This is a genomic window from Streptomyces sp. NPDC107559, from assembly GCF_055657365.1.
Window position 1 is genome coordinate 142,172 of the sequence record NZ_JBVKBD010000009.1, and the last position, 12,627, is coordinate 154,798.

Annotated in this window: 9 protein-coding genes; all 9 read left to right on the forward strand. The window is 67.2% G+C overall.

Translation table 11 applies throughout. The annotated features are described in order from the left end of the window. The first annotated feature begins 212 nt into the window (after positions 1-212). A complete protein-coding gene (gene typA, locus ACZ7OY_RS25895) occupies positions 213-2,120 on the forward strand; it encodes a translational GTPase TypA (protein ID WP_471913577.1) in 1,908 nt (635 codons plus the stop codon). Between the two features lie 528 nt (positions 2,121-2,648). After that, the gene (locus tag ACZ7OY_RS25900; protein ID WP_471913578.1) at positions 2,649-3,671 is read left to right on the forward strand and encodes an ABC transporter permease; all 1,023 of its coding nucleotides are present in this window, start codon (positions 2,649-2,651) and stop codon (positions 3,669-3,671) included. A 102-nt stretch (positions 3,672-3,773) separates the two neighbouring features. Then, on the forward strand, positions 3,774-5,579 hold the full coding sequence (locus ACZ7OY_RS25905) for an ABC transporter substrate-binding protein (RefSeq protein WP_471913579.1): 1,806 nt from the start codon (positions 3,774-3,776) through the stop codon (positions 5,577-5,579). A gap of 98 nt (positions 5,580-5,677) precedes the next feature. Then, positions 5,678-6,655 (forward strand): ABC transporter permease, encoded by a 978-nt coding sequence (locus ACZ7OY_RS25910; RefSeq protein ID WP_471913580.1) that lies wholly within the window; start codon positions 5,678-5,680, stop codon positions 6,653-6,655. A 15-nt stretch (positions 6,656-6,670) separates the two neighbouring features. Further along, on the forward strand, positions 6,671-7,732 hold the full coding sequence (locus ACZ7OY_RS25915; protein WP_471913581.1) for an ABC transporter ATP-binding protein: 1,062 nt from the start codon (positions 6,671-6,673) through the stop codon (positions 7,730-7,732). A gap of 13 nt (positions 7,733-7,745) precedes the next feature. Continuing rightward, entirely contained in the window at positions 7,746-8,867 is a 1,122-nt protein-coding gene (locus ACZ7OY_RS25920; RefSeq protein ID WP_471913582.1) for an ABC transporter ATP-binding protein, read from the forward strand. 215 nt (positions 8,868-9,082) lie between these two features. After that, entirely contained in the window at positions 9,083-10,717 is a 1,635-nt protein-coding gene (locus ACZ7OY_RS25925; protein WP_471913583.1) for a peptide ABC transporter substrate-binding protein, read from the forward strand. A 6-nt stretch (positions 10,718-10,723) separates the two neighbouring features. Next, on the forward strand, positions 10,724-11,647 hold the full coding sequence (locus ACZ7OY_RS25930; protein ID WP_450661605.1) for an ABC transporter permease: 924 nt from the start codon (positions 10,724-10,726) through the stop codon (positions 11,645-11,647). Next, positions 11,640-12,626 carry an ABC transporter permease gene (locus ACZ7OY_RS25935; RefSeq protein WP_471913584.1) on the forward strand — a complete coding sequence of 329 codons (987 nt, stop codon included), beginning with the start codon at positions 11,640-11,642 and terminating at the stop codon, positions 12,624-12,626. The genes ACZ7OY_RS25930 and ACZ7OY_RS25935 overlap by 8 nt, the downstream gene beginning before the upstream one ends. The last annotated feature ends 1 nt before the right edge of the window (position 12,627 follow it).

Genomic DNA, 12,627 nt, shown 5'->3' on the forward strand with positions numbered 1-12,627 from the left:
CCGACGAACGGCCCGGGTGGTCCATCCGGGCCGTTCGGGCCGTTCCAGGCCCGAGGAATGTGGGTCTGAGCTGGGCGGATATGCCCTGGCGCGCCCCAACCGCCACAGCCCCGTACCATGGGGTGAGGCCGTGGCATGTCAAGCCCGGCAGGGCCCGCGTAACACTGACGTACGCGCAGGCCGTCCTCACCACTCCGGGAGTACGCCACACCATGGCAACGCGCCACGACATCCGCAACGTCGCCATCGTCGCCCACGTCGACCACGGCAAGACGACTCTGGTCGACGCAATGCTGAAGCAGGCCGGTGCCTTCGCGGCGCACGCCGCAGAGTCGCTCGACGATCGCATGATGGACTCGAACGACCTGGAGCGTGAGAAGGGCATCACGATCCTCGCCAAGAACACGGCCGTCAAGTACCACCCCAAGGATGGCGGCGACGTCATCACCATCAACATCATCGACACCCCGGGCCACGCCGACTTCGGTGGCGAGGTCGAGCGCGGTCTGTCGATGGTGGACGCGGTGGTGCTGCTCGTCGACGCCTCCGAGGGCCCGCTGCCGCAGACCCGGTTCGTGCTCCGCAAGGCGCTCCAGCAGCGCCTGCCCGTCATCCTGTGCATCAACAAGACGGACCGCCCGGACTCGCGCATCGACGAGGTCGTCAACGAGACCTACGACCTCTTCCTCGACCTGGACGCGGACGAGGACCAGATCGAGTTCCCGATCGTCTACGCGTGTGCGCGTGACGGCGTCGCCTCGCTGACCAAGCCGGAGGACGGCACCGTCCCGGCCGACAGCGAGAACCTGGAGCCGTTCTTCTCCACGATCCTCTCCCACGTCCCGGCTCCGGAGTACGACGAGGCGGCCCCGCTCCAGGCGCACGTCACCAACCTGGACGCCGACAACTTCCTCGGCCGTATCGCGCTGCTGCGCGTCGAGCAGGGCGAGCTGCGCAAGGGCCAGACCGTCACGTGGATCAAGCGCGACGGCGCCATGTCCAACGTCCGCATCACCGAGCTGCTGATGACCGAGGCGCTCACCCGTAAGCCCGCCGAGGTGGCCGGCCCGGGCGACATCTGCGCCGTCGCCGGTATCTCGGACATCATGATCGGCGAGACCCTCGCCGACACCGAGAACCCGATCCCGCTGCCGCTGATCACGGTGGACGAGCCCGCGATCTCGATGACCATCGGTACCAACACCTCGCCGCTGGTCGGCCGGGGCGGCACCGGCAAGGGCGCGGACGCGAAGGCGGCCGTCAAGGACCGCAAGGTCACCGCCCGCCAGGTCAAGGACCGCCTCGACCGCGAGCTGATCGGTAACGTCTCCCTCCGTGTGCTCGACACCGAGCGTCCGGACGCCTGGGAGGTCCAGGGCCGTGGTGAGCTGGCGCTCGCCATCCTGGTCGAGCAGATGCGCCGCGAGGGCTTCGAGCTGACCATCGGCAAGCCCCAGGTGGTCACCAAGGACGTCGACGGCAAGACCTACGAGCCGGTCGAGCGCATGACGATCGACGTGCCCGAGGAGCACATGGGCGCCGTCACCCAGCTCATGGGTGTCCGCAAGGGCCGGATGGACAACATGTCCAACCACGGCTCCGGCTGGGTGCGTATGGAGTTCGTGGTGCCCTCCCGCGGTCTGATCGGCTTCCGTACCGAGTTCCTGACGCAGACCCGCGGCACGGGTATCGGGCACTCCATCCACGAGGGCCACGAGCCCTGGTTCGGTGTGCTGACGACCCGCAACAACGGCTCCCTGGTCGCCGACCGCGCCGGCGCCGTCACCGCGTTCGCGATGACGAATCTCCAGGAGCGCGGCGTGCTGTTCACGGACCCGGGCACCGAGGTGTACGAGGGCATGATCGTCGGTGAGAACTCCCGCTCCGACGACATGGACGTGAACATCACCAAGGAGAAGAAGCTCACGAACATGCGGTCGTCGTCGGCCGACTCGTTCGAGGCGATCGTTCCGCCGCGCAAGCTCTCCCTGGAGCAGTCGCTGGAGTTCTGCCGTGACGACGAGTGCGTCGAGGTGACCCCGGAGGCGGTCCGCATCCGCAAGGTCGTCCTCGACCAGCGCGACCGTGCCCGCACCGCGAGCCGCGCCAAGCACGGCTGACGCACCCCGGCAAACGCCTCGAAGGCCCGGCCCTCCGCACGTCGGAGGGCCGGGCCTTCGGCGTGTACGGGGGCGTGTGCAGGGGTGTACAGGGGCGTGTACGGGGCCGTGTGCGGGCTCCGGCCGGGCCGGCCGGATTCTGCCCGGCACCCGTCCCGACCGGCCGTCCTGCGGCCGCTCGTGGATTTCGTGAGGGAAGTGTGGGGGAAGTGTGCAGGGCGCGATAGGAGTGCATTGTGATGCCGTGTGCCCTGTGTTCGGTTATCGGAGATTCAGCTGTCAAGTTTCGGACATGTAAACAAAAATAAGGTCTCATATGTCCGAAATGGCAGATCGCCGTCTCACGTGTCAAGCGCGCACAGGTGTCGATCGTCGCAATTTTTGCTCAAAATATTGACGATAGGGAGATCCCTACGTCTTCTTCCCTTGACGCGCGTTGAACTCCTTGGCGAAAGTTCCCCCAAACCACAGAACCTGCCGGTATCTGTGCTGCGCTCAGCTCTCCAACCCCCCGGGGGAAAGACACACATGACCAGTCCAGTCGCCTTGGACCCGGAGCTCGACGAGTCGAAGCCCGGGGCCGACAAGGGTGAGCAGAAGCTCGAGGGTCGTTCCCCCGGCCAGTTGATGTGGCAGCGCTTCAAGCGTGACCGTACCGGCGTCATCTGTGCGTTGGTAGTGATTTTCTACTTCGTCGTCGCCCTGCTGGCGCCGGTGCTCACCAAGCTGAGCGGGACCGACCCGTACACGCTGTACGGCCAGGACCCGACCTACAACGACACTCCCGTCCTGGACGAGTTCGGCCTTCCGCTGGGCTGGTTCGGCGGACTCTCCGGGACGCACTGGTTCGGAGTCGAGCCGCAGTACGGGCGCGACGTGTTCGCCATGCTGGTGTACGGCATGCGGACCTCGCTGTTCATGGCTGTCGGCGTCACCGTCCTGCTGATGGTCACGGGTATCGTGATCGGCCTGATCGGCGGCTACTTCGGCGGACGGACCGACTACTGGATCGGCCGCGTGACGGACTTCTTCCTGTCCTTCCCGCAGCAGCTGTTCTTCATCGCGTTCATGCCTGTGGTCACCGCGTTCTTCGTCGACCCGCGTGAGGAGACCCCCACTTACTTCCGCGCGCTGGCGATGCTGATCGTGCTGTGGCTGCTGGGCTGGATGGGTATGGCGCGCCTGGTGCGTTCGACCGTACTGTCTCTGCGTGAGCGTGAGTTCGTCGAGGCCGCCAAGGTCTCCGGCGCCTCGCCGGGCCGGATCGTCCGCAAGGAGATCCTGCCGAACGTGGTGACGCCCATCCTGGTGCAGTTCACGTACCAGCTGCCCAGCACCATTCTCACCATTGCCTTCCTCTCCTTCGCCGGAGTCGGCTTCGTCGAGCCGACCCCGGACTGGGGACGACTGTTCGCGGCGGGCTCTCAGTACGCCCAGCAGGACCCGGCGTTCATCTTCTTCCCGGGTATGGCACTGGTGATCTTCGTCCTGGCCTTCAACCTCCTCGGAGACTCGGTCCGGGACGCCTTCGACCCCAAGTCCGGGCGGTAGCTCGTCCATTGGTGGGGGGTGACTGCCGCCCCCGCGTCGGCCTACCAGCCGCGTCAGGCAGTACTCATGGATAACAACCGACAGGTAGGTGCTTACGCCAACATGAAGTCGTTCACTTCGCGCAGAGCGCGCGCCATCGTGGTCGCCATCGCGGCCGGTTCCCTCGCGCTCACCGGATGCTCGGAGAACAAGGGCAGCAAGTCCGGGGCCGACTCCAAGAAGGACCAGAAGGAAGCGTCGGTTCAGTCGAAGCCGGTCACCTACATCGACGCGGCCGGCTCCACCGGCCCCGCCGCCGAGGTCCCCGGCGCCAAGAGCGGTGGCACCGTCCAGGTCTACCAGGAGGCGGGTCTCTCCCACCTCGACCCGGGCCAGATCTACGTCTCCGACGCCGGCCAGGTCGCCAACCTCCTCTTCCGTCGCCTGACGCAGTTCCAGGAGGACGGCAAGGGCAACGTCTCGGTCGCGGGTGACCTCGCCACCGACTCGGGCAAGTCCTCCGACGGCGGCAAGACCTGGACCTTCACCCTGAAGGACGGCATCAAGGACGCCAACGGCACGGCGATCACGTCCGCGGACGTCCGCCACACCGTCGAGCGCCAGTTCGCGAAGTTCATCTTCGACGGCCCGCCCTACCTCCAGACCTGGCTCGCGGGCCAGAAGTACGCCTCCGACTACCGCAAGATGCTGCCCGGCGGCGGCTTCGACGGCAAGCACCTGCCTGCCTCGGTCCTGGACACCCCGGACGCCAAGACCGTCATCTTCCACTTCGACACCGCGCGCCCCGACCTGCCGCAGACGCTGGCCATGGCGGGCTACGCCATCGTCCCGACGAAGACGGACACCAAGGAGTCCTACGACAAGGCTCCGGTCGCCACCGGCCCGTACAAGATCGCCTCGTACAAGGCCGGCAAGTCCCTGGTGCTCACCAAGAACACCAACTGGGACCCGAAGACCGACTCCGTGCGTCACCAGTACCCGGACAGCTTCAACTTCACCTTCGGCATCACCGAGACGACCCAGACCAAGCGTCTGATCGCCGACCAGGGCGAGGACAAGAACGCCATCCAGCTCACCGCCGGCGTCGAGTCCACCCAGATCCAGGACGTCATCGGCAACCCGGCGGTCAACAAGCGCACGGTCAAGGGCTACCAGCCCTACGTGATGCAGCTGTCCTTCAACCTGGACCGGGTCAAGGACATCAAGGTCCGCCAGGCCATCACCTACGCGGTCAACTCCAAGTCGCTCATCGCCGGTGAGGGCGGTGCCTACGGCGGCGACGTGGCGCCGAACTACTTCGCCCCGACCCTGCCGGGCTACGAGGCGTCGTACGACCCGTACGGCCGTCTGAAGGCGCCGCAGGGCAACATCGCGAAGGCCACGGAGATGGTGAAGGCTCTCCCGGCCGCCGAGAAGAAGCTCGTCTTCGCCTACTCCAACAGCGAGCCCGGTCAGAAGCGCAAGGTCGCCATCGAGGACGCCCTGACCAAGGTCGGCTTCGACGTGGTCTCCAAGGAGGTCGACTCCGCGAGCTACTACGAGCAGATCGGCAAGGTCGCCAACCCGTACGACATGTACATCACCGGTTGGGGCCAGGACTGGCCGTCGCCCGGCACCGTGATCACGCCGGTCTACGACCCGGCTCAGGTCACCGACGGTTCGCCGAACTACGCGCACGTCAGGGACCCGAAGGTCAAGGAGCTCATCCAGACCGCTCTGTCCCAGGACCCGGTCGAGGCCGCGAAGACCTGGAAGGAAGCCCAGCACTACCTGCTGGAGAAGGTCCTGCCGGCTGCCCCGCTCTGGTACACCAAGCAGTTCCAGCTCTCCGGCTCGAACATCGGTGGTGCCCGCTACGGCTCGGTGTCCAGCCTTCTCGACATCAACCGTATCTACGTGAAGTCGTAACCCCCTACGGCTGATCGCGGGGGCGCGCACCAGGCGGAGCGCGCCCCCGCACTTCCGCGAAACCCTCCACCGTCTCCGCAGAGAGCAGCCTCCCCGCCATGCTTCAGTTCATCTTCCGGCGCTCGGTCGGTGCCGTCGTCACGCTGTTCCTTCTCGGCGCCGTCACGTTCTTCCTGTTCGTCGCCGCACCCTCCGACTATGCCTCTCTGGCCTGTGGCAAGGACTGCTCTCCCCAGAGACTGCACGACATCCGTGAGGCGCTGGGCCTGGACCAGCCCCTCGCGCAGCAGTTCTGGCACTTCATGTCCGGCATCGTGATGGGCCGCGACTTCCCGACCGGACACTGCAACGCTCCGTGTCTCGGCGTGTCGTTCTACTCGGGCGACCCGGTGTGGTCCACGATCATGGACCGCTTCCCGACCACCCTGACGCTGACCGCGGGCGGTGCCGTCGTCTTCCTCGTCATCGGTGTCGGCGCGGGCATGCTCGCCGCCTACAAGCGCGGATCCATGGTCGACAAGATCGCCACGGGCGCGTCGATGGTGCTCAGCTCGTTCCAGATCTACTTCCTCGGCCCGATCGTGCTGATCATCTTCGTCTACAGCACGGGCTGGATGGAAAACCCCTCGTACCACCCCTTCACCGACGACCCGGTCAAGTGGTTCACCGGCATGCTGCTGCCCACCCTGGTGATGGCCACCATCTTCACCGCGCAGTACACGCGTATGGCGCGCTCGTCGATGATCGAGCAGATGGCCGAGGAGCACGTCCGCACCGCCCGCGCCAAGGGCATGTCCAGCAAGTACGTGTTCTTCCGCTACGCGTGGCGCGGCGCGCTCATCCCGATCGTCACCGTGCTCGGCATCGACATCAGCAGCATGCTGGGCGGCGCCGTCGTCACGGAGATCACCTTCTCCCTCCAGGGGATCGGCCGCCTCGCCGTGGACGGCGCGTCCCACAAGGACCTGCCGCTGACCATGGGCGTCATGCTGTTCGGTGCCTTCTTCATCCTGATCTTCAACATCCTCACCGACATCGCGTACGCCTACATCGACCCGCGCGTCCGGCTCTCCTAGGAAGAACGAACCACCGTGACCACACTGACCAAGACCGAGGACGCCCCGGCCCCCACCGGCCCGGAGAGCTTCCTGTCGGTGCGTGATCTGAAGGTGCAGTTCTCCACCGAGGACGGCATCGTCAAGGCGGTCGACGGGCTGTCCTTCGACGTCGAGCGCGGCAAGACCCTGGGCATCGTCGGCGAGTCCGGCTCCGGCAAGTCCGTCACCAACCTGACGATCCTGGGGCTGCACAGCCCGCGGTCCACCACCGTCGAGGGCGAGATCGTCCTCGACGGCAAGGAACTCGTCACCGCCTCGGAGAGGGAGCTGGAGCGGCTCCGCGGCAACAAGATGGCGATGATCTTCCAGGACCCGCTGACCGCGCTGTCGCCGTTCTACACGGTGGGCCGGCAGCTGTCCGAGCCGTACATGAAGCACACCGGCGCCTCCAAGAAGGAGGCCAAGGACCGGGCCGTGCAGATGCTGGAGAAGGTCGGCATCCCGCAGCCCAAGGTGCGCTTCGACGACTTCCCGCACCAGTTCTCCGGCGGTATGCGCCAGCGCGCGATGATCGCCATGGCGCTGATGTGCGACCCCGACCTGCTGATCGCCGACGAGCCGACCACCGCGCTGGACGTCACCGTGCAGGCCCAGATCCTGGACCTGCTCAAGGACCTCCAGCAGGAGTTCGGCTCCGCGATCATCTTCATCACGCACGACCTCGGCGTCATCTCCACCATGGCCGACGACCTGCTGGTGATGTACGCGGGCCGGGCCATCGAGCGCGGCAGCGTGCGCGAGGTCATGCGAGAGCCCAGGCACCCCTACACCTGGGGCCTGCTCAGCTCCATGCCGCGGCTGGACAGTGACGTCAACGAGGCGCTCACGCCGATCCCCGGCTCGCCGCCCTCGCTGCTCAACCCGCCGACCGGCTGCCCCTTCCACCCGCGGTGCGCGTTCCGCGACGAGGTGCCCGGCACCCTCTGCACCGACACCCGTCCGCCGCTGGGCGACGGGCGCGCGGCCGCCTGCCACCTGACGGCGGAGCAGAAGCAGACCATCTTCATCGACAAGATCCAGCCCCGGCTGCGCTAGGGAGAACCGAGACATGAGCGACAACCTCACCCTCCCGGCACAGCAGGGCCCCGCCGACGTCACGCCCGCCGAGCCGTTGCTGGAGGTGCAGGGCCTGACCATGCACTTCCCGATCTACGGCGGCTTCCCGATCAAGCGGAAGGTCGGCGCCGTGCAGGCCGTCGACGGCGTCGACCTGACGGTCGGCGTCGGCGAGAGCGTGGGCCTGGTCGGCGAGTCGGGCTGCGGCAAGTCGACCACCGGCCGGCTCATCACCCGTCTGCTTGAGCCCTCCGCCGGCAAGATCACGTACGCCGGCCGGGACATCACCCACGCCTCGCGCCGGGAGATGGCGCCGGTGCGGTCCGAGATCCAGATGATCTTCCAGGACCCGTACTCCTCGCTGAACCCGCGGCAAACCGTCGGCACGATCATCAAGTCGCCGATGGAGGTCAACGGGATCGAGCCCGAGGGCGGCCGGGAGAAGCGGGTCCGTGAGCTCCTGGAGCTCGTCGGCCTCAACCCCGAGCACTACAACCGCTTCCCGCACGAGTTCTCCGGCGGTCAGCGCCAGCGCATCGGCGTGGCCCGCGCGCTCGCCCTGAACCCGAAGCTGATCGTGGCGGACGAGCCGGTCTCCGCGCTGGACGTGTCGATCCAGGCGCAGGTGGTGAACCTGCTCAAGAAGGTCCAGGACGAGCTGGGCATCGCCTTCCTGTTCATCGCGCACGACCTCGCCGTCGTCCGGCACTTCTCGCAGCGTGTCGCGGTCATGTACCTCGGCAAGGTGGTCGAGGTCGGCGACCGGGACGCGATCTACAACCGGCCCCGGCACCCGTACACGCACGCCCTGCTCTCGGCGGTGCCCGAGGTCGAGATGGACGACGACGCGGAGCCCCGCGAGCGGATCCGGCTCTCCGGCGACGTCCCGTCCCCGATCCACCCGCCGTCCGGCTGCCGCTTCCGCACCCGCTGCTGGAAGGCGCAGGACAAGTGCGCCACCGAGGAGCCCCCGCTGCTCCAGATCTCCGGCAACCGGGCCGGCCACCTGACGGCCTGCCACTTCCCGGAGGAGCCGACCACGGAGGCCCGGGACGAGGACGTCATCCTCGACCCGGCGCTCCAGGCGCTGGAGGGGTCGGCCGACCAGGGCTGACCCATGCAGGAAAACGGACCGCCGACCGGGGCGGGGCTTTCACGCCCCGCCCCGGTCGCGTGTCTCCGGCGGCCGTCCGGCAGCGCCTGCCCTCCCCGGAACGGGTGAAGTGCATGTGCGTTGTGCGCCGTTTGAGGTGATATTGGCCGGTAAAGGATCAGCGCTGCGGCGCTGCCGGCACAGCGCAGTGATGCGCGACCTTGAGGAGGCACTCCATGCGTGGAGCCACGCACGCCAAGTGGGCCGCATGCGCGGCGGCGGCAGCGCTCACGGCGACGGCCTGCGGAGGCGGCGGAGGCGGTGGTGGCGGCGGTACGTCCGGCGGGGTGTTCAGTTCCTCCTGGGGCGACCCGCAGAACCCGCTGGAGCCCGCCAACACCAACGAGGTCCAGGGCGGCAAGGTCCTCGACATGATCTTCCGAGGGCTGAAGCGGTACAACCCCGAGACCGGCGCGGCCGAGGACATGCTCGCCGAGAAGATCGACACCCCGGACTCCCAGAACTTCACGATCACGCTCAAGCCCGGCTGGAAGTTCAGCAACGGGGAGGCCGTCACCGCGTCCTCCTTCGTGGACGCCTGGAACTACGGCGCGAGCCTGAAGAACAACCAGAAGAACGCGTACTTCTTCGGCTACATCGACGGCTACGACAAGGTCCACCCGGAGGACGGGAGCCAGCAGACCGCCCAGACCCTCTCCGGTCTGAAGGTGGTCGACGACAAGACCTTCACCGTCAAGCTCAGCCAGAAGTTCTCCACCTTCCCCGACACCCTCGGCTACGTGGCCTACGCCCCGCTGCCGAAGGCGTTCTTCAGCGACCACGCGGGCTGGATCAGCAAGCCGGTCGGTAACGGCCCGTACACCATCGACTCCTACACCAAGGGCTCCCAGATGGTGCTGAAGAAGTGGGGCGGCTACCCCGGTGACGACAAGGCCCAGAACGACGGGGTCACCCTGAAGGTCTACACCGACAACAACACCGCCTACACCGATCTGCTGGCCGGCAACCTCGACCTGGTCGACGACGTGCCCGCGGCCCAGCTGAAGAACGTCAAGAACGACCTGTCCGGCCGGTACATCAACACCCCCGCCGGCATCATCCAGACCCTCGCCTTCCCGTACTACGTCAGTGCCTGGAACAAGAGCGGCTCGGAGAAGGTCCGCAAGGGCCTGTCCATGGCGATCAACCGCGCCCAGATCACCGACACCATCTTCCAGAAGACCCGCACCCCGGCCAGCGACTGGACCTCACCCGTGCTGGGCAAGGCCGGCGGCTTCCAGGACGGCCTGTGCGGGGACGCCTGCGACTACAACCCGACCGAGGCGAAGAAGCTGATCCAGGAGGGCGGCGGGCTGCCGGGCGGCCAGGTCAAGATCACCTACAACGCGGACACCGGCTCGCACAAGCAGTGGATCGACGCCGTCTGCAACTCCATCAACAACGCCCTCGGCAACGACAAGGCCTGCGTCGGCAACCCGGTCGGCACCTTCGCCGACTTCCGCAGCCAGATCGGCGACAAGAAGATGAGCGGCCCCTTCCGGGCCGGCTGGCAGATGGACTACCCGCTGATCCAGAACTTCCTCCAGCCGCTGTACTACACCAACGCCTCCTCCAACGACGGCCACTGGTCCAACAAGGACTTCGACAAGCTCGTCGACCAGGCCAACGCCGAGACCGACGGCACCAAGGCGATCAGCATCTTCCAGGACGCCGAGAAGGTCGTCCGGGACAACATGGCGGCCATCCCGCTGTGGTACCAGAACGGCAGCGCGGGCTACTCGGAGCGGTTGTCCAACGTCAAACTCAACCCGTTCTCCGTCCCCGTGTACAACGAGATCAAGGTCGGCTGATCCGCCGTGGGACGCTACGTCGTCCGGCGCCTGCTCCAGATGATCCCGGTGTTCATCGGCGCCACTCTGCTGATCTTCCTCATGGTCAACGTGATGGGCGACCCCATCGCGGGCCTGTGCGGCGAGCGGCAGTGCGACCCCGCCACGGCCGCCCAGCTGAAGCGGGATTTCGGCCTCGACAAGCCGGTCTGGCAGCAGTACGTGACCTACATGGGGAACGTCTTCACCGGCGACTTCGGTACGGCGTTCAACGGCCAGCCCGTCACCGAGCTGATGGCGAGCGCCTTCCCGGTCACCATCCGCCTGACGATCGTCGCGATCCTCTTCGAGATCATCGTCGGCATCGCCCTCGGTGTCGTCACGGGCCTGCGCCGGGGCTCGCCCGTCGACACCGGGGTGCTCCTGCTGACCCTCGTCGTGATCTCCGTCCCCACCTTCGTCACCGGTCTGCTGCTCCAGCTGCTGCTGGGCGTCAAGTGGGGCTGGATCAAACCGTCGGTCTCGCCCGACGCCACCTTCGGCGAGCTGATCGTGCCGGGCCTGGTGCTGGCCTCCGTGTCCCTGGCCTACGTCACCCGGCTGACCCGTACCTCCATCGCCGAGAACAAGCGCTCCGACTACGTCCGTACGGCGGTCGCCAAGGGCCTGCCCCGGCACCGGGTCGTCACCCGGCACCTGCTGCGCAACTCCCTCATCCCGGTGGTCACCTTCATCGGCACCGACATCGGTGCCCTGATGGGCGGCGCGATCGTCACCGAGCGGATCTTCAACATCCACGGCGTCGGCTATCAGCTCTACCAGGGCATCCTGCGCCAGAACACCCAGACCGTGGTCGGCTTCGTGACCGTCCTGGTGATCGTCTTCCTGGTCGCCAACCTGCTCGTCGACCTGCTGTACGCCGTACTCGACCCGAGGATCCGCTATGTCTGACCACCAGGGCACCGGCGCACCCGAGGGCGTCATCGCCCCGACCGGCATGGGCGGGGCCATGGACCTCGCCGCCAGCGAGGCCGAGACCCTGGAGAAGACGCCCGGCGGCCCCCTGGGCACGGGGCCGGCCGGCAAGCCCCGCTCGCTGTGGTCCGACGCCTGGCGGGACCTGCGCCGCAACCCCGTCTTCATCGTCTCCGCGCTGGTCATCCTCTTCCTGGTCTTCATCTCCCTGTGGCCCTCGGCGATCGCCTCCGGCTCCCCGCTGAAGTGCAACCTCTCCAAGGCCCAGCAGGGCTCCCAGCCGGGCGCCCCGTTCGGGTACGACGGTCAGGGCTGCAACGTCTACACCCGCACCGTCTACGGCGCCCGTACGTCCGTCACGGTCGGTGTCCTCGCCACGCTCGGGGTCGCGATCCTCGGCAGCATCCTGGGCGGCTTCGCGGGCTTCTTCGGCGGGTTCTGGGACTCGATCCTGTCCCGGATCACCGACGTCTTCTTCGCCATCCCGGTCGTCCTCGGCGGTCTGGTCCTGCTGTCCGTGGTCACCAGCAACACCGTCTGGCCGGTGATCGGCTTCATGGTGCTGCTGGGCTGGCCGCAGATCTCCCGGATCGCCCGCGGCTCCGTCATCACCGCCAAACAGAACGACTACGTCCAGGCCGCCCGCGCGCTGGGCGCCTCCAACTCCCGGCTGCTGCTGCGGCACATCACCCCGAACGCGGTGGCGCCGGTGATCGTCGTGGCGACCATCGCGCTCGGCACCTACATCTCGCTGGAGGCGACCCTGTCGTACCTCGGCGTCGGTCTGAAGCCGCCCAGCGTGTCCTGGGGGATCGACATCTCGGCCGCCTCCCCGTACATCCGCAACGCCCCGCACGCGCTGCTGTGGCCCTCCGGCGCCCTGGCGGTGACCGTCCTGGCCTTCATCATGCTCGGCGACGCGGTGCGCGACGCCCTCGACCCGAAGCTGAGGTGAC

Excerpts from the sequence above, each read along its gene's own strand:
- ACZ7OY_RS25900 (WP_471913578.1), top strand. The coding sequence starts at position 2,649 with ATGACCAGTCCAGTCGCCTTGGACCCGGAGCTCGACGAGTCGAAGCCC.
- ACZ7OY_RS25905 (WP_471913579.1), top strand. The coding sequence starts at position 3,774 with ATGAAGTCGTTCACTTCGCGCAGAGCGCGCGCCATCGTGGTCGCCATC.
- ACZ7OY_RS25920 (WP_471913582.1), top strand. The coding sequence starts at position 7,746 with ATGAGCGACAACCTCACCCTCCCGGCACAGCAGGGCCCCGCCGACGTC.
- ACZ7OY_RS25935 (WP_471913584.1), top strand. The coding sequence starts at position 11,640 with ATGTCTGACCACCAGGGCACCGGCGCACCCGAGGGCGTCATCGCCCCG.
- ACZ7OY_RS25910 (WP_471913580.1), top strand. The coding sequence starts at position 5,678 with ATGCTTCAGTTCATCTTCCGGCGCTCGGTCGGTGCCGTCGTCACGCTG.
- typA (WP_471913577.1), top strand. The coding sequence starts at position 213 with ATGGCAACGCGCCACGACATCCGCAACGTCGCCATCGTCGCCCACGTC.
- ACZ7OY_RS25925 (WP_471913583.1), top strand. The coding sequence starts at position 9,083 with ATGCGTGGAGCCACGCACGCCAAGTGGGCCGCATGCGCGGCGGCGGCA.